Origin of the sequence: Sorangium sp. So ce1335, assembly GCF_051521615.1 — a bacterium.
In the GTDB taxonomy this organism is placed as follows: Bacteria; Myxococcota_A; Polyangia; order Polyangiales; family Polyangiaceae; genus Sorangium.
In genome coordinates, this window is sequence record NZ_CP150363.1 from 9,252,777 (window position 1) to 9,274,556 (window position 21,780).

General features: G+C 73.6%; 21 protein-coding genes. 12 read left to right on the forward strand and 9 right to left on the reverse strand.

Annotated elements, in window-relative coordinates:
- Positions 1 to 209: 209 nt before the first annotated feature.
- From WMF24_RS34320 to WMF24_RS34340, 5 genes are all read left to right on the forward strand, one after another.
- Positions 210 to 1,010 carry an acyltransferase gene (locus tag WMF24_RS34320; RefSeq protein ID WP_437731663.1) on the forward strand — a complete coding sequence of 267 codons (801 nt, stop codon included), beginning with the start codon at positions 210 to 212 and terminating at the stop codon, positions 1,008 to 1,010.
- Between the two features lie 14 nt (positions 1,011 to 1,024).
- Positions 1,025 to 1,255, forward strand: coding sequence for an acyl carrier protein (locus WMF24_RS34325; protein ID WP_437731664.1), 231 nt, complete (start codon positions 1,025 to 1,027; stop codon positions 1,253 to 1,255).
- Positions 1,252 to 2,427: a hypothetical protein gene (locus WMF24_RS34330; protein WP_437731665.1), complete on the forward strand. Its 1,176-nt coding sequence runs from the start codon at positions 1,252 to 1,254 to the stop codon at positions 2,425 to 2,427. The genes WMF24_RS34325 and WMF24_RS34330 overlap by 4 nt, the downstream gene beginning before the upstream one ends.
- 84 nt (positions 2,428 to 2,511) lie before the next feature.
- Positions 2,512 to 3,468, forward strand: coding sequence for a GNAT family N-acetyltransferase (locus WMF24_RS34335; RefSeq protein ID WP_437731666.1), 957 nt, complete (start codon positions 2,512 to 2,514; stop codon positions 3,466 to 3,468).
- A gap of 97 nt (positions 3,469 to 3,565) precedes the next feature.
- Positions 3,566 to 4,279 (forward strand): pirin family protein, encoded by a 714-nt coding sequence (locus tag WMF24_RS34340; protein ID WP_437731667.1) that lies wholly within the window; start codon positions 3,566 to 3,568, stop codon positions 4,277 to 4,279.
- Between the two features lie 57 nt (positions 4,280 to 4,336).
- Here WMF24_RS34340 and WMF24_RS34345 read toward each other — a convergent pair whose 3' ends face one another.
- A complete protein-coding gene (locus WMF24_RS34345) occupies positions 4,337 to 4,975 on the reverse strand; it encodes an FMN-binding negative transcriptional regulator (RefSeq protein ID WP_437731668.1) in 639 nt (212 codons plus the stop codon).
- Positions 4,976 to 5,207: 232 nt separating this feature from the next.
- On the opposite strand from WMF24_RS34345, the gene WMF24_RS34350 reads away from it, so the two are divergent.
- Both WMF24_RS34350 and WMF24_RS34355 read left to right on the forward strand, forming a co-directional pair.
- On the forward strand, positions 5,208 to 5,687 hold the full coding sequence (locus WMF24_RS34350) for a hemerythrin domain-containing protein (protein WP_437731669.1): 480 nt from the start codon (positions 5,208 to 5,210) through the stop codon (positions 5,685 to 5,687).
- 462 nt (positions 5,688 to 6,149) lie between these two features.
- On the forward strand, positions 6,150 to 6,794 hold the full coding sequence (locus WMF24_RS34355) for a hypothetical protein (RefSeq protein ID WP_437731670.1): 645 nt from the start codon (positions 6,150 to 6,152) through the stop codon (positions 6,792 to 6,794).
- Between the two features lie 81 nt (positions 6,795 to 6,875).
- Here the strand turns inward: WMF24_RS34355 and WMF24_RS34360 are convergent, their stop codons facing one another.
- Positions 6,876 to 7,181: a hypothetical protein gene (locus WMF24_RS34360; RefSeq protein ID WP_437731671.1), complete on the reverse strand. Its 306-nt coding sequence runs from the start codon at positions 7,179 to 7,181 to the stop codon at positions 6,876 to 6,878.
- Between the two features lie 126 nt (positions 7,182 to 7,307).
- On the opposite strand from WMF24_RS34360, the gene WMF24_RS34365 reads away from it, so the two are divergent.
- On the forward strand, positions 7,308 to 8,930 hold the full coding sequence (locus WMF24_RS34365; protein ID WP_437731672.1) for a S8 family peptidase: 1,623 nt from the start codon (positions 7,308 to 7,310) through the stop codon (positions 8,928 to 8,930).
- Positions 8,931 to 8,932: 2 nt separating this feature from the next.
- Here the strand turns inward: WMF24_RS34365 and WMF24_RS34370 are convergent, their stop codons facing one another.
- The 5 genes from WMF24_RS34370 to WMF24_RS34390 form a co-directional block, all read right to left on the reverse strand.
- Entirely contained in the window at positions 8,933 to 9,358 is a 426-nt protein-coding gene (locus WMF24_RS34370; RefSeq protein WP_437731673.1) for an STAS/SEC14 domain-containing protein, read from the reverse strand.
- 78 nt (positions 9,359 to 9,436) lie between these two features.
- Positions 9,437 to 11,170 carry an MXAN_6640 family putative metalloprotease gene (locus tag WMF24_RS34375; RefSeq protein WP_437731674.1) on the reverse strand — a complete coding sequence of 578 codons (1,734 nt, stop codon included), beginning with the start codon at positions 11,168 to 11,170 and terminating at the stop codon, positions 9,437 to 9,439.
- Positions 11,167 to 12,000: an HmuY family protein gene (locus WMF24_RS34380; RefSeq protein WP_437731675.1), complete on the reverse strand. Its 834-nt coding sequence runs from the start codon at positions 11,998 to 12,000 to the stop codon at positions 11,167 to 11,169. The genes WMF24_RS34375 and WMF24_RS34380 overlap by 4 nt, the downstream gene beginning before the upstream one ends.
- A 38-nt stretch (positions 12,001 to 12,038) precedes the next feature.
- Complete coding sequence (locus WMF24_RS34385; RefSeq protein WP_437731676.1) at positions 12,039 to 13,871, reverse strand: hypothetical protein; 1,833 nt, start codon at positions 13,869 to 13,871, stop codon at positions 12,039 to 12,041.
- A gap of 569 nt (positions 13,872 to 14,440) precedes the next feature.
- Positions 14,441 to 15,244 (reverse strand): Uma2 family endonuclease, encoded by an 804-nt coding sequence (locus WMF24_RS34390; RefSeq protein WP_437731677.1) that lies wholly within the window; start codon positions 15,242 to 15,244, stop codon positions 14,441 to 14,443.
- 292 nt (positions 15,245 to 15,536) lie between these two features.
- On the opposite strand from WMF24_RS34390, the gene WMF24_RS34395 reads away from it, so the two are divergent.
- From WMF24_RS34395 to WMF24_RS34405, 3 genes are all read left to right on the forward strand, one after another.
- On the forward strand, positions 15,537 to 17,969 hold the full coding sequence (locus tag WMF24_RS34395; RefSeq protein WP_437731678.1) for a glycosyltransferase family 39 protein: 2,433 nt from the start codon (positions 15,537 to 15,539) through the stop codon (positions 17,967 to 17,969).
- Positions 17,970 to 18,029: 60 nt separating this feature from the next.
- A complete protein-coding gene (locus WMF24_RS34400; protein WP_437731679.1) occupies positions 18,030 to 18,650 on the forward strand; it encodes a TonB family protein in 621 nt (206 codons plus the stop codon).
- A gap of 262 nt (positions 18,651 to 18,912) precedes the next feature.
- Positions 18,913 to 19,233: a hypothetical protein gene (locus tag WMF24_RS34405; RefSeq protein WP_437731680.1), complete on the forward strand. Its 321-nt coding sequence runs from the start codon at positions 18,913 to 18,915 to the stop codon at positions 19,231 to 19,233.
- A gap of 8 nt (positions 19,234 to 19,241) precedes the next feature.
- Here the strand turns inward: WMF24_RS34405 and WMF24_RS34410 are convergent, their stop codons facing one another.
- Positions 19,242 to 20,045 carry a class I SAM-dependent methyltransferase gene (locus WMF24_RS34410; protein WP_437731681.1) on the reverse strand — a complete coding sequence of 268 codons (804 nt, stop codon included), beginning with the start codon at positions 20,043 to 20,045 and terminating at the stop codon, positions 19,242 to 19,244.
- Between the two features lie 170 nt (positions 20,046 to 20,215).
- On the opposite strand from WMF24_RS34410, the gene WMF24_RS34415 reads away from it, so the two are divergent.
- On the forward strand, positions 20,216 to 20,698 hold the full coding sequence (locus tag WMF24_RS34415) for an ABA4-like family protein (protein ID WP_437731682.1): 483 nt from the start codon (positions 20,216 to 20,218) through the stop codon (positions 20,696 to 20,698).
- 19 nt (positions 20,699 to 20,717) lie between these two features.
- Here the strand turns inward: WMF24_RS34415 and WMF24_RS34420 are convergent, their stop codons facing one another.
- Positions 20,718 to 21,764, reverse strand: coding sequence for a glycosyltransferase family 4 protein (locus WMF24_RS34420; protein ID WP_437731683.1), 1,047 nt, complete (start codon positions 21,762 to 21,764; stop codon positions 20,718 to 20,720).
- Positions 21,765 to 21,780 lie beyond the last annotated feature (16 nt).

The following is a 21,780-nucleotide window of genomic DNA, read 5'->3' on the forward strand; positions in this document are numbered from 1 at the left end:
CGTGGAAGCGTGAGAGCGCACATGAATGCCGCGCCGCCTGTAACTGGATTGTAATAAAGCGCGGGGCAGCGCCGACACGACAGCTGGAGAACGATCGACGCGGCCTGGCTCCGAGGTATAGTCTCAGGCTCCCTGACGTTCCTTCCGTCATTCTTGCCGGGCCCCGCTGAACACCGCTGCTCCGGCCAGGCTGCGCAGAGCGACCCTCCATGAAGAACCTGGTTCGATTCCTCGCCACGTCAGACCACACCGTCGCACGCGCCGTGCGCCATGTGCGACGCCAGGTCCACAGCTTCACCCTCCCTGCGCCGCGGCCGATCGTGGTCCCGATGCGGATCGCGTTCGAGGCGGCGCGCGAGGCGTACTGGTTCGGCGCTCGCGTCCTCGTCTGCGAGCCGCACCTCAAGTCGCACTGCGCCAGCTACGGCAAGGGTGTCCGGGCGGGGAACTTCATTCACTACATCCAGGGCAAGGGCGACCTGATCCTCGGCGACAATGTGGTGCTCGACGGCAAGATCAACATCGTGTTCGCCGCCCGGTTCTCCGACCGCCCGACCTTGCGGATCGGCGATGGCACCGGGATCGGGCACGATTGCAGGATCATCGTCGGCAAGTCGGTCACCATCGGCAATCACTGCCGGATCGCGGGGAGCGTCTACATCCTCGACTCGAGCGGCCACCCGAGCGATCCGGAGGACCGCAAGCGCGGCCTGCCTCCGGCGGACAGCGAGGTGCGGCCCGTCGTCATCGAGGACAACGTCTGGCTCGGCGCCCGGTCGATGATCTTCCCGGGGGTGACGGTCGGCGAGGGCAGCGTCGTCTCGGCGGGCTCGATCGTGATGGCCGATGTCCCGCCGTACACGGTCGTGGCTGGAAATCCGGCGCGCCGGGTGGCATCACTGCGGACCGAGCCGCCGCCGCCGCTCGTCGTCCAGCCCGCCGTGGACCGCGCCGACGGGAAGAGCAACGACGCCGGCGGGGCGCGCGCGCTGGCCGACAGCGCATCTTGACCCAGGAGCTCTTGATGGCGATCGAGGTGGAGAAGGTTATCGAGGTCATCGTCACGGTCGGCAGCCTGCCCGCGGTCATCAAGCCCGATGACGACATCTACGACGCGGGGTTCTCCTCGATTCGCGCGCTCCAGCTCCTCACCGAGCTGGAGGACAAGTTCAACGTGACCCTGCCCGACGACAGGTTCAGCGTCGCGCGCACGCCGCGCGCGCTGAGCGCGCTGATCCAGGAGCTCGCCCCGTGAGGAAGACCGTCACCGTCGAGCTCGCGACCCCTGCGACCGAGATGGCGCAGGAGGAGATCCCGAAGCAGATCGCCTTTCTGTCGAAGGAGATCTCGAACATCCGCTTCGTCCGCGAGGGCGCCGCGCTCGAGTTCGAGGCCCCCGAGCAGGGCGCGGCCGACCTCGCGCGCGCGGCCGAGGGCCTCGCGCGCACGATGCAGCGCAGCCTGCGGCAGCTCACGCGCAAGCTCGTCTACCGCAGCCCGGCGTGCGACCGGGTGGAGTTCCGCGGCGGCGCGCTCCCCGGCGGGATCACGCAGATGGGGCAGGGCCAGGTCGCCCTCGAGGGCGTCCCGCTGCGGCTCTACCGCTACTTCGATCGCTCGCTCGAGGCGCTCGGCGCGCCGTTCTCGCCGAGCCCGATCCTCGTGCCGACGCTGATCCCGGCGGCGACGCTGGCGAAGTGCGACTACTTCCGATCCTTCCCCCACATCGTCACCTTCACGTGCCACCTGCCGGAGGACATGCCGCGCATCGAGGATTTCCGCGCGCGGCACCAGGACCGGGAGACGCTCGACGAGCGGGCGCTCGGCGACATGGCGCACCCCGAGGTCTGCCTCTCGCCGGCGGTCTGTTACCACGTGTACGCCGCGAACCGCGACCGCGTGCTGCCGGCGGCGGGCGCGCGCTACGCGCTCGCGGGCCGCTGCTTCCGCTACGAGTCGAGCAAGATGGTCGACCTCCGGCGGCTGTGGGAGTTCACGATGCGGGAGATCGTCTTCCTCGGCTCGCGGGAGGACGTCCTCGGGCTGCGCGAGCAGGGGAACGAGCTCGTGGCGCGCTACCTCGACGAGCACCGGCTCGCGGGCGAGATCCGGACGGCGAGCGATCCGTTCTTCATCGCGCCGGACGCGGCCGCGAAGACGTACTTCCAGATCAGCAGCGAGACGAAATACGAGATCTCGCTGATGCTGCCGGAGGGCGAGCGGGTGGCGGCCGGCTCGCTGAACTACCACACCGACTTCTTCGGCCGCGCGTTCAGCTGCACCATCGAGGGCGCGGGCCCGATGCACAGCGTGTGCATCGCGTTCGGCCTGGAGCGGTGGGTCTACGCGTTCCTCGCCCAGCACGGCAGCGACCCGTCCCGCTGGCCCGACGTGGTGCGGCGCGCCCCCGAGATGGCGGGCCTGTAGCTCCGCGCGCTTTCGCGGATCCCCGCGCGTTCCTCGCGATCCCGTCGGTTCCGTTTCCCGGGCGGTTCTGCGACGCTCGCGGCCATGCAGATCGAGCACGTCGACCCGGTCGCCGCGGCGGAGGAGGCGAGCCTCGTCCTTCGCGACGCGTGGCCGCCGCCGGCCCTCCATTACACGGCCGACTACCTGCGGTGGCAGTTCACCTTCCCCGGCCCGTCGCCGCGGGCCGTGCTCGCGCGCGACGGCGGCGAGCCGGCCGGCTTCATCGGCGTCGCGCCGCGCCGCTTCCGGTTCCGCGGCGTCGCGTCGGATGGATACGTCCTGTCGTTCGTGAGCGTGCGCCCGCGGTTCCGGGGCCAGGGGCTGGCGAGCCGGCTGTACGCGGAGCTCCTCGGCGGGCTCCGCGCCGCCGGCCTGCCGATCGCGGTGTTCGTGGAGGCGCAGTCCGCGGCCGCGCGGCGCGTGCTCCTCGCGGCGGTCGACAGGGTCGGGTTCCAGCGGAAGGCGCTCGCCGCGTGCCGCAACCACGGCTTCGTCCCCCGCGCGAGCGCCGTGCCGCCGCAGGCGGTCGCCGTGCCGGCGGCGGTGGAGGACGTGCTCGCGGCGATCGCGGCGTGCGGCGACGAGCGCGTGCTGTGGTCGGCGCCCGACGCGGCGCAGCTCGAGCACAGCCTCCGCGATCCCCGGCCCCGGCGGCTGCTGCGCGTCGAGGAGGCGGGCCGGGCCGTCGGCGCCGCGGCGGTGTTCCTGTCGGAGATCGCGACGGCCCAGGGGATCGATCGGGCGGCGACGGTGGACGCGCTCTACCTGCCGGAGCCGACCTCCGGGCGGGTCGCGGCGGTGCTTCGCGCGGCGTCGGAGGCGTTCGCCGGGGAGGCGACCCTGCCCGTCGTGAGCGCGCCCAACCTGGCGATCGTCCCCGCGGACGAGCTCAGGCCGGCCGGCGCGCGGCCCACGGCCGCGACGTTCGACGCGTTCGTCGTCCACCCCGAGGGCGGGCCCTGGATGGACGCCGAGGTGACCAACCTCGAGGTCGTCTGAACCGGCGGCGCAGCGACGAGAACCATCTACCGCGCAGATGGAACCCATGAGGCGAATGCCGATTCACAAGATGGTTCGGCGGGCCCATGCTGGTCCCATGAGCAACACCCCTTCGATGCAGATCCGCCGATCCAGCGAGCGCGGCTACGCCGACCGTGGCTGGCTCCAGTCGTACCACACGTTCTCGTTCGCCGATTACCACGACCCGGACCACATGGGCTTCCGGGCGCTGCGGGTGATCAACGACGACTACGTCGCTCCGGCCCGCGGGTTCGGGACGCACCCGCACCAGGACATGGAGATCGTCACGTATGTCCTGGAGGGGGAGCTCGAGCACAAGGACAGCATGGGGAACGGGTCGATCATCCGCCCCGGCGAGGTCCAGCGCATGTCCGCGGGCACGGGCGTGTTCCACAGCGAGTTCAACGCCTCGAAGACGGCGACGACCCACCTGCTGCAGATCTGGATCCTGCCGGACCGGCGCGGGCATGAGCCGAGCTACGAGCAGAAGGCGTTCTCCGAGGAGGAGCGCCGGGGCAAGCTGCGGCTCGTCGCCTCGCAGGACGGGCGCGAGGGCTCGGTGACGGTGCACCAGGACGTGAGCGTGTTCGCGGGGCTGCTCGGGCAGGGAGAGGAGGCGCGTTATGCGCTGCCGTCCGGCCGGAGCGCCTGGGTCCACGTCGCGCGCGGCAGCGTCGAGCTGAACGGGACGCTGCTCGAGGCGGGGGACGCGGCGGCCATCAGGGCGGGAGGGGCGCTGCACCTCGTCGGGAAGGATCGGGGCGAGGTGCTGTTGTTCGATCTGGCGTGAGCTTGCGTGAGCGTGCGTGGAGCCCTGCCTGAGGGGCGGGCCAGCCGCCCTGTCGGCTCATCGCCCCTGGCCGCTCGGCGGCTTCATCCATCGCAGCATCTCGAGGTCGTCGGGCCGCCCGCGCTCGGCGAGCGCGCGCGCGACGCGCGCCTGGTCGGCGGGCGAGCGGTTCTGGCTCAGCTTGAACTTGCCCTCGAGGCGCTCTATCGCTATCGCGAACCCCACGATCCCCTGGAGCAGGCTCTCGTGGAGCTCGCGATCGAGCGCGCGCGTGCTCCAGGGCTCGGCCGCGCCGCGCTCGTGGATGGCGGCGAGATCGTCGAGCAGCGCGCTCAGGTCGTCGCGATCCATCGGGCCAGAGGCGCGTCCGTGCGCGTGAACAACGGCGTAGTTCCACGTCGGCACCTGCCGTGTCGGCTCCTCGTACCATCGCGCCGAGACGTACCCGTGCGGCCCGGAGAACACGGCGACGACCGGCCTTCCGTCGGTCGCTAGCCGCCAGATGGGGTTCGCGCGCGCGACGTGGGCGCGGAGGCGCCCGTGGGGCCCCACGCCGCGATCGAGCACGAAAGGCAGGTGTGCGATCTCGATGCCACCTTGCCCGTCCTGGACCATGAGGCAGCCGAAGCCATGGGCCTCGATGAGATCGAGCTGCCGATCGAGGTCAGTCTCCACGAACGCCCTGGGCGAGTACATGCAGGGAGCTTACACTGGCCCCGCCGCACGGGTCATCCGGCCGCGCGCGAGCCGCCGCGCGCCGCGGGGCCCGCGAGCGTCAGCGCCGCCCTCCAGCGGGCTGGACAGGGCGCGGCCGCGGGGGAGCAGGCGGCGCGCGGCGCGCGGCGCGCGGATGGACGAGCGCCGGATGGCGGAGATTCCTTCGGGCGCCCAGCTTGCTCATGGGCGAGGGTCGCCGCATAGAGAAATCATGGACGCCATCGAACTTCTCGAACGCCATCACCGCGAGCTGGAGCAGCAGTTCAACGGCCTGAAGAAGGCCTCTTCCGTCACCCCTGAGCAGTTCTCGACGGCCGCGGACCTCCTCGTCACCCACATGACGATCGAGGAGCAGCAGTTTTACCCGGCGGTCCGGGCCCGTCGCACCGAGGACATCCTCCTCGAGTCGCTGGAGGAGCACCTGTCGCTCAAGCGCGTGCTGGCCGACCTCCTGGCCCTGGAGACAGCGGACGACAAGTTCGGGCCCAAGCTCCACGTGCTGGCCGAGCAGCTCGAGCACCACCACAAGGAGGAGGAAGAGAACCTCTTCCCCAAGGTAAAGAAGCTCCTCGACGACGCCGAGCGCGAGGAGCTCGGACAGGAGATGCAGGCGAGGATGACCGAGCTGCGGCGCAGCGAGCCCCGCAAGCTCGTCCTGGGCCAGACCGACGCCGCGGCGCCCCTCCCCTGACCCGCGCGCGGCGGCCGCACCGCGGCGCGGTCGCCGCTCCCGCGCCCTCGTGAGCTCGAGAGCACGGGCACCTCCAGCGATTGTTCGAAATGACACCACGACGCAATGCGCGCGTGCCAGAGCTCACGCCACACCCACGCCGGAACACATGAACACGACGAGGACAACGAGGACGCCGTGAGCTCCTTGCAAGCGAGAACACCGTCAGGTCCTCTACGATTTTTGTTGGGGGAATTCCCTTACAGTTGTTATCGTACCCTGTCGCGGTTCATGCGGCTGGAGTCCGAGGCGGCATAGGGCGCCGAGGACGGGGTGAAGATGCTGGTGGAGTTGATCTGATGTCAGGCGCTGGCTGGTCGGCGCAACCGGCGCAACCGGCGTGACTGGCGCGACCGCGCGGCGGCGCTCGCCGGTGGGGGCGAGCGCTGGACGGCGCCCAGGGGGCTCTTCGAAGGAGATAGAATGACGGCTCGACCTGTACTCTCGATTGACACATCCTTCGACCCGGACAGCGCCTGGTTCGCCGCTGGCCGCACGCAGCTCTACGGCCGCATGGGAGAGTACTTCTCCATCGTGCCGTTCGGGCGCGCCAGCGCGGAGCGGAGGCGGATCCTCCGCCAGATCGCGCGCGCGGAGAGCGGAGGCAACCCGTTCCGCGCGATCGTCGTGTCGTCCCACGGCAAGACGAGCTGCGTTGTCGACGACGAGTCGCCCGACGGGATCCTGATCTCGCACGACAGCCCGGCGCAGGAGATCGAGCTCTGGGCGCGCGGTCGCGTGCTCTATTTCTGCTGCGGCGAGACCGCGAGCGGCCCGCTGTTCGACAGGCTCGTCGACGCGGGCGCGCGCACCGCGGTCGGCTTCACGGGCAGGATCTGCGCCGCGACCGTCGAGGGCAAGTTCTTCTGGCGGCAGCTCGATCAGGAGCTCGTCACCTGCGCGCTGCACGACCAGCAGGCCGCGGGGTTCGAGCGGGCGAGGCAGCAGTTCCTCGAGCGCGTCGCGACGCGCCTCGCCGGGCTCCCCGAAGGATCGGCCCGGGAGGACCTCTCCAGGTTGATGGACATGCTCCAGTCGATGGTGATCCGCGGCGCCCAGAAGGCCTGACCCGCGCCCGTCTCGCCCCGCCCGCCGGGCCAGGGGCCCTCCCTCCACGACAAGCGCGCTCCCCCGCATCTCTTCATCTCTTCAGAAAAGGCGAAGGAAGAGCGAGAATTCAACGCAAGGCGCAAAGGCGCAAAGAAAAAGATTTTTGCGTCTTTGCGTCTTTGCGTCTTTGCGTTGTTCCCCGGACTTCCAAGCGGCTCGATGCGCTAAAGCAACAAACGGGTTGAACCCGCCTGAAACGAGCAGAACTTCGAACCGCCAAGAACGCCAAGAACGCCAAGACATTGTCTTCTCCTTGGCGTCCTTGGCGCCTTGGCGGTTCACTTCTCGCTCGCTCAACGTGGTCGGTGTTCCAGAGGGAGTGAGGGGGAGAAAGAGCAACTTCATACTCTTCTGCTCCCTTTCTCCTCCTTGCGCTCCTTGCGCCCTTGCGGTTTGTATCCTTCTCGCCCGAACACAACGCCGGTGCGGCGCTGGTGGGACGCAGCGCGGTCCTGTAGATCCAGGAGGGCGATGCGACGCAATCCCTTCGCCCCGCTCTCCTCGGCGACGCTCCTCCTCCTCGCGGCCACCGCGACCGGCGACGCCCTCGCCAGCCCGCCCGCGGCCCGGATGCCGTCGTTCCTCGACGGCGGGCGGCGCGTCGCTGTCGAGCGGCTCGGGCCGGCCGCGCTGGATCGATCCGGCGCCGCGCTCGCGCCGGTGCGGCTCCACTACCCCGGCGGGCGGACCGTCCACGCGAGCGTCGGCGCGACGGCGATCGTGGAGGTCGAGCTGGGCGCCGAGGGCGCGCTCGCCGCGGCGGGCGTGGAGCTCGTGAGGCCGCTGATGCCCTCCATCGGGCTCTGGCTCGCCCGGGATGCGGGCGGCGGCGACGGCCTCGCTCTCGCCGAGCGCCTCCAGGGCGCCGGGCGGCCGGCGTTCCTGCGCGAGGCGATCCCGGACCTCCACGTGCGCCTCGCGGCGCGAGGGGCGCCGTTCACGCCGGACGACCCGCGCCTGCCCGGACAGTGGTACTTCGACGACCTCCGGATGGAAGAGGCCTGGGGGCGAACGCGGGGAGACGCGTCCACCTCCATCGTCGTCGTCGACACAGGCTGCGATCTCGATCACCCGGACCTCGCGGCGAAGATGGATCCGGGCCGCGACGTCATCGACGACGACGACGACCCCACCTACACGCCGGGCGAGGACGGCGCGAACCACGGGACGGCGTGCGCGGGCCTCGTCGCCGCCGACACCGACAACGGCGTCGGCATCGCGGGCGGCTGCCCCGACTGCAGGGTGCGGTGCGTGCGGCTGCTCGACGAGGAGCCGCGGCCCATCTCCGCGTCGGTCGACGCCTTCGAGTTCGCCCTCGAGGTGAACGCCTCCATCGTGTCGAACAGCTGGGGATACGCCGAGCCGATGCCCGTCCCCAGGGTCGTCGAGGACGCGATCAACCGCCTCTTCGAGGCCGGCCGCGACGGCAAAGGGGCGCTCGTCCTCTTCGCCGCGGGCAACGACGACCGGGAGATCGGCGACGACGAGCTCCAGGCCGTGCGCGGCGTGCTCACCGTGGGCGCCGTCAACCACCTGGAGGAAGAGACGTCGTTCACGAACCGCGGGCGCGCCGTGGACCTCGTCGCGCCCGCGGGGACGCTCACGACCGACATCGCCGGGCGCGAGGGCGACGACCCGACCGATTACACGACGCTGTTCGGGGGCACCTCGTCGGCGTGCCCGGTGGCGGCCGGCGTCGCGGGCCTGCTCGTGAGCGCGGCGCCCGAGCTGACCGCGGGCGAGCTCTACGACCTGATGATCCGCACGGCGCGGCCGGCGCCGTACGCCGTGCCCGGCGAGGACGGGCACGACCCCATCTTCGGGTACGGGATCATCGACCCTGTCGCGGCGCTCCGGGAGGTGCTCGGCGACGAGCCGCCCCCGCCGCCGCCGCTCGGGGGGGAGGGCGAGCCCGCCGACGACGCGGCCGAGCAGGGCGGCTGCGCGTGCGCGGCGGCCGGCGCGCCGTCAGGCGAGCGCCGCGGCGCCGTGGCCGCGGCGCTGCTCGGCCTTGCCGCTGCTGCGCGCCGCCGCGGGGCGGGCAGCCGCCGGGCGGGCAGCCGCGGGGCGGGCCGGGCGCGCCGCGGCGGGTGACGTCACGCGACAGGCCTCGGCCCGGCGCGCATCGCGTCGCGCTGCGCGAGGAGCCACGCGCGCGCCTCGGCCTTCGTCTCGAAGAACTCCAGCGGGTAGGCCTTCCGGTTGAGGATCTGGACGCTCTTCATGGCGAGCGTCGAGATGACGCGCACCGGGAAGCTCGCGCCGAAGATCGCGATGGCGCGGAAGCGAACGGTGCGCAGCCCGTCCACCAGCGCCTTTCGCGAGGACGCCGCGACGGTGCCGGTGTGACGTCCGTCGCAGAGCATGAGGACCTCGCGGCCGCTGTCGTTGACGCGCCGGCACGCAGCGGCGACCGCGCGCGCTGCCTCCTCCGTGAGGTCGCCCTCCAGCTCGGTGTACAGGAATCCGTCAGGATCTTCACGGAGCCAGGGGCTCGCGTCCGCACGGCCGGGGTCGCTCATGCGGCGCATCGTAGCGCCTCGCGCGGCGCGCTGGACGGGCGTTTCACGACGGCAGCGCCGCGGGCGGTCCCGGCCGCCTCATCGAGCTCTGCCGCGATGACGGCGCGACGATCCGTCCGGGCGCGCCCGTTCGCCGCGCCGGCGCGCCGCGAGCCCGAGCAGCGCGGCCCCGAGCGCGAAGCTCCCGGGCGCGGCGGCGGCTCCGGCCGCGTCGACGGGCGATCCGATGCGGCAGCCGCACCCGTCGTCGGCGCCGCCCTCTGCGCCGCCGGGCGGCGCCTCGCCGCCACCTTCACCGGCGGCGCCGCCCATGCCACCACCGCCACCTCCATCGCCGCCGGCCCCGCCCTCCACGGCGGCGCGGCACGCGGCGACCTCATCGGCCGTGCCGATGCACAGCGTCGGCTTGCGCGACTCGCCGTCCTGCAGGGGGTTCACCACGATGACGGCGAGGCCGTCGGCGCCCTCGGTGTCGATCGGCGCAGCGCCCGCGGCGGGGTCGTCGGCGCGCACGACGTCGCCGTACGCGCCGCCGCGCCGCGCGGCGAGCAGCAGGGCGAGGCCGTCGCGCTGGACCGGGTCGCCGGCGGGCGCCGCGAGCGCGGCCGTCATGCGCGCGCGCCCGCCGGGCGGGACGCTGAAGTACTGCGCCGACGCGTGGAACACGCGGAGCCTGTCGCTGTACGGCGCGCTGACCCGCTGCGGCACGAGCCCGCGGTAGCCGGCCCCGCCGGCGTAGGAGCGCGCGGGATCGGCGGCGGCGCCCGTGAGCAGGTTCCAGGTGGCGAACTCCACGAACGCCTCGGCGAACGTCGTCTCTGCCCGCGACGAGAGCAGCGGATCGAGCTGCTCGAACCACACAGGATCCGCCTCGTCGAACGCGCCGTCCTCGACGCGCTCCCAGAGCGAGCGGACCGTGCCCTCGCCGTGGCGCTCCTCGAGGAACTGGAAGAAGAGCGCGCCGCCGTAGCTGAACGGGTCGACGGGGCCTCCGAGCGGCACGTCGAGCGATCGATCGGTGTTCGAGAGGTAGCCGTCGACGAAGCCCTCGAAGTCGCGGAGCGCGGGGTCGAACGACTCGGTCGCCCAGACCGCGGTCCCTTCCCTGAGCACCGTGTCCTGATCGTTGTCGTAGGCCGCCTGCACGGCGTGGAAGAGCTCGTGGCTGCCGAGGATCCGGTTCGCGGTCCGCGTCGACGGGTAGTCGTAGCCCGCGTAGTCGTTCTCCTGGGTCATGAAGCCGGCGCAGCGGTCCTCGCCGCCGCCTTCGCCGCACGTGTCGGCGCTGAACACCCCGTCGCCGACGCCGGCGAAGTCGACGAGGTAGACGTCGAAGCGGCCGTCGCCGCCGTTGTCGGGCAGGCCCTCGTCGCTGGCCGGCGGCCGGAAGCCGAGGACGTCGCGGTAGTGGACGATCACCTCGTCGTAGACGGCGGCGACCTCCTCGACGAAGTCGGGGACCCCCGTCGCGTCGGCGTCCGCTTCGGGGACCGCGTTGCGCCCCTCGCGCGCGAAGTGGACAAGGAAGCTCCCCGAGGTCGACGCGAAGGTCTCGACGACGTCGTCCGGATCGAACCGGAACTGGAGCTGGGTGCCGCGCGTGTCGGGCCTGTCGAGCGGCGCCGCGGCGGGCCCGTCGAGCGGCCCCGCGGCCGGCTCACCGGCGCCGCAGGCCGCGAGCGCGAGCAGGACGGCGAGCGCGAGCAGGGCGGCGAGCGCGGGCGCGCGCGGGGCCGCGGCCAGCGCGGGCGCGCGCGGGGCCGCGGCGAGCGCGGGCGCGCGCGGGGCCGCGGCGCCGGGGCTCCGCGTCACGGGAGGAAGGCCCACCGGATCTGGAGGTTGGCGGAGCCGTTGTCCCCCATCGGGACGGTCCCGGTCTCCTGGCACTGCGCCTGGACCTCCTCGTTGTAGAAGTGCGTGACGGTCAGCTTGAGCCTCCGGCCGTCGGCGAGCGCGACGACGTAGACGAGGCCGGTCATCTGCACGCAGCCGGGGTACGTCCAGTAGCTGGAGAGCGCCGTCGCGGGGGCACCCATGCCGGAGCCGTCGGGGATGAGGTCGCAGCTGTCGGTGAAGTACTCGTCGCGGCGGAGCCTCGGGTCGGCGGGGACCTCGGTGAGCGCGTCGTAGTCCGGCGTGCCGGGGAGCCGCGCCGCCGTCACGCACGAAGGCCCGGAGTGGCCGCTGTTGATGCGCACGACGTAGCGCCGGAACGCGATGTCCCAGCCCATGGATCCGAGCGCGTCCTCGTCGGAGATCTCGACCTTCTCGAGGCCCCCGTCCGTGAACCGGGCATAGACGTAGGCGTCCGGATCGGCGGAGAAGGCGCCGCCGGCCGTGGCGTCGACGAAGGAGCGGAACCCGTCGCCGTCCGGCTCGCTGCGGATCTCCCCGGACGCGACCGTCGACTGGAGGCTCATCTGCTGGAAGACCTCGTCCTCGCACGGCACCGGCGTCGGCTCCGAGCACGCTGTCCCCTGGTCCGGGGCGGCGCCGCCGCCGCCCTCCGCGCTCGGAGAGCCGCCCGCGCCACCTGCGCCGGACGAATCGGGCGGGTCGTCGGAGCCGCACGCGCACAGCGCGAGGAGGGCGAAGCCGGCGGCGAGGAGCGCGGGCGCGGAGGTGGGAGAGGAGCGGCGCATGGGCGGCATGGTAACAGAAGCCCGGTCAGCGGCGCGCGCTACGGCGCGCTGCTCCGCCGGTAGAGCCACCAGTCGCCGACGCGATCGACGGGGACGATGCTCGGGTCCTTCGCGAAGAGGCGATCGGCCCCCGCGCGCCGGCGGACGAGGAACCAGTCGAAGAAGGCGCCGTGGCGGCGCACGTCGAACTTCTCCGGCGTCCACTCCCACCGGAGGGGCGTTGGCGGCGGGACGACGGCGCCCGGCTCCGAGCGCGGGCGGTAGGCGACGGGCGAGGCGTCCCAGACGGCGAAGTGGAAGCTGAGCCAGCCGCCGCGCGTGGCCTGCACCCACGCGGGCAGGTGGATGAACGGGGTCGTCGACCGGGTCGAGCCGCCGTGATCGAAGACGAGGTAGAGCAGCTTCGGCGCGGGCGGGATGCGGGCGATGATGGCGTCGAAGTCGCCGGTGCTCTCGTCGAAGCGGCGGTAGTTGTCCTGGACCACGGCGCCGAGGGAGAGCGCCGCGGCCGAGAGCGCGAGCACGGCGGGCGCCTTGAGCCAGGGCGATCGCGGCAGGTCCGGGAAGGCGCCGAGGGCGAGGAACAGGGCCGCGACGATCTCGCGCGGGTAGACGTACCACCAGAGGCCGATCTGGAGCGGCAGGGTCAGGAACAGGCCCAGGAACACGGCCGCGCAGGCGACCGGGACGAGGGCCGCGAGGCGCGCGAAGGCGCGGTCGCGCGCGGCGGCGGCGGGCGCGGGAGAGGCCCCGGCGGGCTGCGCGGGGCCTGGCGAGGCGCCGGCGGGCTGCGCGGCGTCCGGCGAGGCCCCGGCGGGCTGCGCGGCGTCCGGCGAGGCGCCGGCGAGCTGCGCGGCGGCGCCGGCGGCGCACACGAGCAGCGCGGCGAGCACGAGGCGCGCCGCCCGCCGGGCGGCCGCCGCCTCGGCGGGATCGGTGAAGCTCGTGAACAGGAGCGCGGGGATCTCGCCGAGCCGCTCCCAGTGCAGCGCGGGCGCGAACGGGGCGGCGTGCAGGGTGTCGGTGCGGACCGCGAGCCACACGGCGAAGAGCGCGAGCGCGGGCGCGAGCGGGAGCGCGATGGGGCGGAGCCGCCGCGTGGCGGGGAACACGACGATCGCGGCGCCGACGACGGCGGCGAGCGCGAACGGGAAGCGGAAGACGTGGGTGAAGAACAGCGCGACGAGCGCGAGCGCGAGCGCGATCTGACGGCCGCGCGAGGGGCGATCGACGAGCAGGAGGGTCAGGCCGACGACCATCGCGAAGAGGCCGAGCGCGCCCATGTGGTTGAGGAAGCCCCAGTGCGTGAGGTTGCACCAGACGAGGACGAGGCCGAGGACGCCGAGCAGGGGGCTGCGCTTGAGGCCGTGGAAGAGGACGGCGAGGCCGGCAGGCAGGAGCGCGAGCATCGCCCCCGCCGCGACCTTCACGGCGGCCACGGGGGGCAGGACGAGCATGAGCAGGGCGCCGAGCGCGTACATGGACATGTACGGCACCGCGAGCGGCTGGAGCGTGAACTGCTCGCGGAAGTGCCACGCCGGGTCGAGGTAGTGCCTGAGCGCCGCCGTCTGGGCCGCGTGGAACGGGAGGTCGGTCATCGGCGGATAGCGGACGACCGCGAGCGGGACGGCGATCACGTGGACCGAGACGGCGATGACGACGAGCGCGAGCGCGGCGCTGAGCGGCGCGCGGCGCGCGGCGGCCGCGGCGCGGCGGAGCGGGCTCAGGGCGGCCGCGGCGCGGCGGAGCGGGCTCAGGACCGCCGCGCGGCGCGAGACGGCCGCGGCGCGGCGGAGCGGGCCGGGGCGCGGCGCGAGGGGCGTGGGGCCGGGCGCCGACGGAGGCTCCGCCGGGGGGGACGGGGTACCCAAGGTGGCGGGAAGCTACCATCTCGCGGCGGGGATGGACCTGCGGGCTCTGCCCTGAGAAGCGGGTTCGGCCGAGCGGGAACCGACCCGGCAGCCTCCGGAGCCCGCGCCAAGAGGTCCCGACCTGCCGGCGCCGCCTCCGGAGGGGGGCTCGGTCGGTCTGCGATCGACCCGGCGGCCTCCGGAGCCCGCGCCGAGAGGTCCCGACCTGCCGGCGCCGCCTCCGGAGGGGGGCTCGGTCGGTCTGCGATCGACCCGGCGGCCTCCGGAGCCCGCGCCGAGAGGTCCCGACCTGCCGGCGCCGCCTTCCAAGGGGGGCTCGGTCGGTCTGCGATCGACCGGGCGGCCTCCGGCGCCCGCGCCGAGAGGTCCCGACCTGCCGGCGCCGCCTTCCAAGGGGGGCTCGGTCGGTCTGCGATCGACCGGGCGGCCTCCGGAGCCCGCGCCGAGAGGTCCCGACCTGCCGGCGCCTCCCCGGCCGGGGGGCGCGTCGATCCTGAACCGAGTCGGAGGCGCCTCCCGGCGGCGGCGCCTGCGGGTCCACTGCCAGGCAATCCCGCTTCAGGCGAGGATCACGGTGGTCCGTATCCCTTGCCGCCGCCCCCCGCGGCGCTCGCGATCTGCGCCTCGAGCGCCGCGATGCGCTCCAGCGCCGCCTCCTTCGCCGCGCGCTCCGCCTCCTTCGCCGCCCGCTCCGCCTCCTTCGCCGCCCGTTCAGCCTCCTTCGCCGCGCGCTCCGCCTCCGCGGCGGTCGGAAACAGCGCCTCGCCCTCGGGACCCGTCGCAAGCCGCAGCCGCGCCTCCTCGCCGGTGCCGATCACCCGCAACCAGCAGCCCAGCACCCGCGCCTGGATACGGTCCACGTTCGTCGTCTCGACCCGCACGAACCCGCGCGTCTTCAGCTTCCGGTAGCGCTGCCACCGCACCCGGTCGCGGCCCCTCTCCCAGTCCGGGTCGAAGATCACGAGCTCCTTCACCCCGAGCTCCCGGTAGCGCTCGGGCGCGTCCACGTAATCCTTGTACGGGTCTTCCGACGAGACCACCTCGAGCGCGAAGCTCGGCGCGATCCCCGTCTCCCACACCTTCCAGCTGCGCACGCGACGCCCGGGCGCCACGCCGGGCAGCACGTACACGTCCGGGGCCACCACCTTCGACGGGTCGAACTGCTGGTAGTAGATGAACTGGTCCGCTCCGACGAACCTCGGTCGACCCAGCTCGCCGTACCAGCGCTCTATCAGCGGACGGAGGAGCTCCACGATCCACGTCTGAAGCGAGTCCTCCCCCATCTTCTTCTCCACAGGATAGTGCGTCGGGTCGTGCTCCCTGCCGTCGCGCTGCGCCCGACGATGCTCCTGCCTGTGCGCCTCGATCGACATGCCCTATCCTACCCGAGCCGCCCTCGACCAGCGACCCGCACCCGCGCCGAGCGGCGGGCCGCGGGCGGCGCGCGGCGCGCGACGTGGGCCGAAGCGCTGCTGCCGGCCGCCGGAGGTCGCTCCGCGCCGGGCGGGCCCCGAAGCGCGACGCGCGCCGGCGGGCCCCGAAGCGCGACGCGCGCCGGCGGGCCCCGAAGCGCGACGCGCGCCGGCGGGCCCTGAGGCGCGACGCGCGCCCTCCGGGAACTTCTCGCCTCGCCGGGAGGCGCCGTCGACATAAGCTGCCCGCGCCTTGCTGCCGCCCCGCCCAGCCCCCCGCCCGACCGACCTGCGCGGCCTCCCCTGCGCGTCCCGGCTCGAGAGCCGCGCGGCGCTCGCCGTCACCGCGATCGCGACAGCGTGGTTCGCGCTCGCGGCGGCGTGGGAGATGTTCGGGCCCATCCTCGCCGGCCACTACGCGTCGTCGGCCGGCGTCGGGATCATCGCGGAGAACATGCTCCGCTGGAAGATCGCCGGGCCCGTCTGGGAGTACACAGCGAGCCGGCCGCCGCCGGAGATGTACTACTGCCACCACCCGTGGGGGATCTTCTGGACGACCGCCGGGCTCATGAACGTCCTCGGGCGGCACGACGTCGTCTGCCGCCTGCCCGCCGTCCTGCTCAGCGCCGCGACGCCGCCCCTGCTCCACGCCATCGGCCGGAGCGTCTACCGCCCCGCCGCAGGCGCGGCAGCGGCGGCGGCGTTCGTCGTCCTGCCGATCACGCTGTCGTTCGCGAACCTCAACGCGCTCGAGGTCCCGGTCATGGCCTGGACGCTGCTCGGGCTCTGGGGGTACGTCCGGATGACGCAGACGTCCCGGCGCCGCTACCTCGCGGTGAGCGCCCTCGGCCTCACGCTCGGGATGCACGCCGACTGGCCGGCGTTCGTGCTCACGGGCGGGCTGCTCGTGTTCGGGGCGACGCGGGCGTACCTGCTCCCGAAGCGCGTCTTCGGCCCGGTCCACGAGCGGCGCTACGCGCAATGGTGGGTGCTCACCGCCTTCCTCGCCGCGATGACCGCCGCGCTCTACCTCGCCCTGTTCCACCACGCCGGCAAGCTCGGCGACCTCCTGGCGAGCTACGGGTTCCGCTCCTCGGGCAACGCCGAGCCGCTCGGCGAGGTGCTCGCGAGCCGGCGGTACTGGATCGAGCTCTCGTTCACGCCGGTCGCCATCGCCGCCGGAAAGCTCGGCGCGATCGTGTGCGCCGCGCGGCTCGCCCTGCTCCGGCGCGAGCACGACGCGCTGCCGCTCCTCTACCTCGCGACGGCGACGGTGCAGTACGTCGTCTTCCGCCAGGGCGCCGATATCCACATCTTCTGGCCCCACTACTTCGGCGCGTACTTCGCCCTCGCCGCCGCCGCCCTCGTCGCCACCGGCGCGTCGCTGCTCGAGCGCGCCGCCGCCGCGCAGCCCGTCGCCCCGAGCGCGCTGCCGCCCGCGCCGGAGGCGCCCGCGTGGCCGGCGCTCGCGGCGCTCGCGCTGTGGCTCGCGCCGCTCGCCGTCGTCCTGCGCGACGGGATCCCGGCGCTGCGCTACGCGCGCGAGACGGGCGGGCGCTTCAACGAACGGGGGCACCTCATCCACTCCGACGGGGCGAAGACCGCGTTCCTGCGCTGGCTCGCGCCGAGGCTGCCCGCGGACGCGATCGTCGAGATGCACGAGGGCATGAAGGCCACCTGGGCCCAGGTCTGGGCGCTCGGCGGGCGCGTCGTCCGGCCGAACCGGCCCGCGCCGCGGCAGGAGCCGCCGCGCGGCGCCTACCTCGTGGACACGCGGTTCATGCTCGACCGCGACCAGGCGAGCCTGGCGCGGCGGTTCGACATCACGGCGGTGGGCCCGTTCTGGACGCTCGGCGCGGCCGGCGCGCGCGCCCCCGGCGACGCGCGCCCCCCGGCTGACGCGCGCGCCCCCGGCGACGCGCGCCCCCCGGCTGACGCGCGCGCCCCCGGCGACGCGCGCCCCCCGGCTGACGCGCGCGCCCCCGGCGACGCGCGCGCCCCCGGCGACGCGGGCCCCCCCGCGGACGCGCGCGCCCGCGGGATCGAGGCGTTCTCGTTTCGCGAGCGGGAGCCGGGGCTGCTCGCGTGGTACCTCGTCTCGGGCACCGAGCCCGAGCGCGACATCGTGCCCGATCCGTTCCTCACCTGGGAGCTGCGCGCGCACTTCGGACAGCCGGCGGAGCCGCCGACCGAGGCGCCCGAGACGCTGGAGCAGAAGCGGATCGCGCACAACATCGCCCTGGCCGCGGGCGACGGCGCGCGCGCGGCGGCGCTCCTCGCGGAGATCAGCGCCGCGCTCGGGCCGCTCGGGGCGCGGTTCGACGACGGGACGGAGCTGCTCGGGACGACGTTCCACGAGGGCGCCCGGCCGCTGCTCACGATCTTCGTGCGCGCGGGCGGGCCCACGGCGGACGACGTGACGCTCGCGGTGCGCTCCCGGGTCGTCGAGCGCGCCCCGCTGTCCACGACCATGGCCGACCCGGTCACCCGCGAGGTCGGCCTCCCGACGGCGATCTCGCCGCAGCGCTGGAGGGCGGGCTTCCTCTACGCCGATCCGGTGCCGATCCGGAAGCGGCCGGGGACCGAGGTGTTCTGGGCGTCGATGAGGGCCCGTGAGCGGGGCCGCGCGCCAAGGCTCGTGGACAGCAACGGCGCGTCCGAGGTCGAGGTGCTGCGGCTTCGCTGAGCGGGCGGCGCGCCGCCATCCTCGTGGACAAGGGGCCGCATTCCGGCTTTACCTTCGGGCATGAGCTCTCGCCGAACTTGTCTGGTTCTGGTCCTCGCGCTCGCGGCGGGCTGCGCCCCGACGCCGTCCGCCCAGGCGCCGGCGCAGCCCGCGCCGTCGGAGCCCGCGGGCACGGCCGCCCCGGCCGCAGCGGACACGGCAGCCCCGGCCGCGGCAGCCCCGCCGGCGACGGGGGCCACGCCGGCCGCCGGCGAGGCGCCCCCGCCGGGATCGCAGGTCCCCGCGCCGGCCCCGCCCGCCGCGGCGAGGCCGGGCGCGGCGGCCGGGGGCGGGACGGTGACACCCGGCACCGCCGTCGCGACCGGCACGCTCGGGGGCAGCATCTCGGACGCGCAGGTCCGCGACGCCGTGGAGAAGCACGGAGAGCTGTTCGACGAGTGCTACAAGATCGGCATCAAGAGCTCGCCGAAGTTCGTGGGAAAGGTGACCGTCAAGGCGACCATCGGGCCGAGCGGGAAGGTCAACAAGGCCGATGTCCTGAAGTCGACGACGAAGAACCAGCAGGTCGACCGCTGCGTCGCCGATGCGTTCGAGCAGATGCAGTTCCCCAGGCCGCAGGGCGGCGTGACGACCGTCATCACCTTTCCCATCGAGTTCAGCGGCGTCGAGCTGGTGCCCTGAAGGGCCCCCTGCACGGACCCCGCTCCTCCGGGCCCTCAGCTCCCCGCCGACAGCCGACCTGCCGCTCCGCGAGCGCGTGGCGATCTGCGACAACTGAGGCGGATCGTCCGGCGTGGCGCGCTGACCTCGCGCGGCCGATAGGCGCCATTCACTGGCTCGGCCGGAGAAGGCGCTGCGCCGGCGAGGGCACGGAAGCTGCTATCACGACCCCTGCGTGAGACGCTGCTGAGACCATCGCCGACAACGGCACGGGTGAAGAAGCATGGAGAGGACGGAAGTTCAGCGGGATGTTCGGAGCGCCATCGCGATCGCCTATGAGCTCTCGCGGCACGAGCACGTGCAGAACCGAGAGCATGTGTCCCAGGCGCTCGGCGAGCTGAAAGACGAGCTCGCGCGCATCGAGGCGAAGCTCGGAGGGGAGCGCATCCACGAGGCCACCGCGGAGGGGCTGCCGCCCGTGCTCAGGCAGATCGAGGGGCTCGTCGAGGACGCGGGGCCCGTCGTCGGCGACCAGATCAAGACGCTGATGCAGAGCGTGCAGCGCATCGCCAGGGAGCTCGAGCCGGGCCAGCTGGGCCAGTAGCTCCCACCTCACCCGCTCGCGGGTGGCGAGCGCCGCGCGGCCAGGGTGAAGCCGAGCGCCTCGGTGGGGTCGGGCAGCGCGCGATCGAGCGCGCGCGCGCCGGCGGCCACCGCGATCATCGCCGGCGCGACGAGCGGCAGCGTCCAGACGCGCGCCTTGCCCTCGGCGGAGGCCTCGTGGCCCAGCTTGCCCATCGACTGCGCGACGCCGCCGATCTGCGCGACCCGCAGGGCGAGGTAGCTGTTCACCTTGTGGCCGAGCAGGCTCCAGAGGCTGCCGTGCGGGTGGATCTCCTCGACCGAGAGGCCGGCGCGGCCGCAGAGCGCGCGGAGGCCGTGAGGGCTGAAACGGAAGTAATCGTGCGGCTCCTCGTGCAGCCGGAACGAGAACGGCGCGCTCAGGATGAGCAGGCCGCCCGGGCGGAGCACGCGCGCCATCTCGACGACGAGCGCCTCCGGGCGGGGGGTGTGCTCGAGGACCTGCACGCTCAGCACGGTGTCGAAGCTGGCGTCGGGGAACGGAAGGCGCTCGCCGTCATAGAGCATGTCCGCCTTGCCGCGCGAGCGCGCGGCGGTGGCGCCGAACGTGGCCTCGTGCTCCACGCCGAGGTACTCGAGCACGTGCGGGCGGAAGAGGTGCTCGTACGGCTTGTCCCCGCAGCCGACGTCGAGCAGCCGCCCGCGCGCCCGCGGGGCGAGGCGCGCGAGCGAGCCGACGACGTGGGCGAGCTGGAGATCCACCCAGTCCGACGCGGCCCGCGCCGCGCGCCCGAGCGGCGGGTGCCGGAGCAGGGCCAGGAGCAGCTCGTTCATGGCCGCTCTTTACCACGACGGCTCACGCCGCCGGCCACCGCGGCGGCCGGCGCGAGGACGGCGACATGCGCGCCCCGCGCCGCGCCCGGCGCCGCGCGACCGGGCGCGATCGGCCGTGCTCCCCTTTCCTGGACCGCTAGAGAGGCGCTCACCTACCCTGCCCGGAGCTCATGGATCTGGAAGCGCTGTTCTCCATCTGCAACGCGGCGGTCGTCCCCGGATGGCTGCTGCTCGCCTTCGCGCCACGCTGGAGGTGGACGCAGCGCGCGACGCTGGGCACCGCGGCGGCGCTGGCGCTCGTGTACCTGGTCGCGATCATCCCGACCTTCGGCAAGGGAGAGGGCGGGTTCGGCTCGCTGCACGGGGTCGCGCAGCTCTTCGCGCGCCGGGACGTGCTGCTCGTCGGCTGGATCCACTACCTCGTGTTCGACCTGTTCACGGGCTCCTGGGAGGCGCGCGACGCGGCGCGGCTCGGGATACCGCACTGGGCGGTCGTGCCCTGCCTGGCCCTGACGCTGTTCTTCGGGCCCGTCGGGTTCCTCGCGTACCTCGCGCTCCGGGCGGCGCTGCGGCGCCGGTTCGACGTCGACGAGGCGGCCCCGGCGGCGACGCCCGCGCGTCCAGGCGAAGGGCCGCTGCCCCGGTCTCCGTGAAGCCCGCCCGGCCGCGGGCTCACGCCGCCCGGGGGCGCTGGGCGCAGCCCGGGTCGAGCACGGCGCGGTAGAGCGCCTCGTACCTCGAGACCATCCTCGTGCTGCTGAAGCGCTCGCGCGCGCGGCGCGCGCAGGCGGCGCGGTCGAAGCGCTCGAGCGTCGTCGCGAGCGCGGCGAGGCGCGCGGCGTCGCCCGGCTCGGCGAGGAACCCCGTGACGCCCTCGTCGATGATCTCGGGGAAGGAGCCGCGGCGAAAGCCGAGCACGGGGGTGCCGCAGAGCATGGCCTCGATGGCGATGAGGCCGAACGGCTCCTCCCACCGGAGCGGGCAAAGGAGGGCGCGCGCCCTGCGCAGGAGCGCGACCTTGCGGTCGTGGTCCACCTCCCCGACGTCCGAGGCCCCGGGCCTGCGGAGCCGCGGGAGCACCTCCCGGAGATGGTAGGCGTGATCCATGGGGTGCGCGCGGCCGGCGAGCAGGATCTGCATGCCCGCGTCGCGCGCGATGTCGAGGGCGAGGTGCGTCCCCTTCTCCTCGGCGTAACGGCCGATGTGCGCGAGGTAGCCGTCGTCGACGAGGCTCGGCGGATAGCGCGCCGGCGTGACGCCATGGTGGATGACGATCGAGCGCGGGAGCGGGATCTCCAGCGAACGCTGCCGCTCGCTGATGGCGACATAGGCGATCTCCGGGTGTCGCGCGTAGATGCGCGAGCTCTCCTCGCAGCGCTTGTGGTGCAGCGTATGCACGGCGGGCACGCGGACGAAGGGGGTGAACGCGACGGCGACCGGGCTGTTCAGGTGGACGACGTCGAACCCGCCCTCCCGCGCGATCTCCGACAGCGCCCAGGCGACGTGGTTGACCTCGTCCTCCGGCAGCGGGGGCCACAGCGCGTCTGCGTAGAGCGCCCGGCGGCGGCAGCTGACCGCGGAGTCGCCCGTCGCGAAGAGCGTCACCTCGTGTCCGAGCGCCGAAAGCCCCTCGGCGAGCTCATAACAGAACAGCTCGGTCCCCCCGTAGCCGGAGGGCGGCACCCGGATGAACGGGGTGGAGATTATCCCGATCCGCATGGTTGTCGCTCCTGGG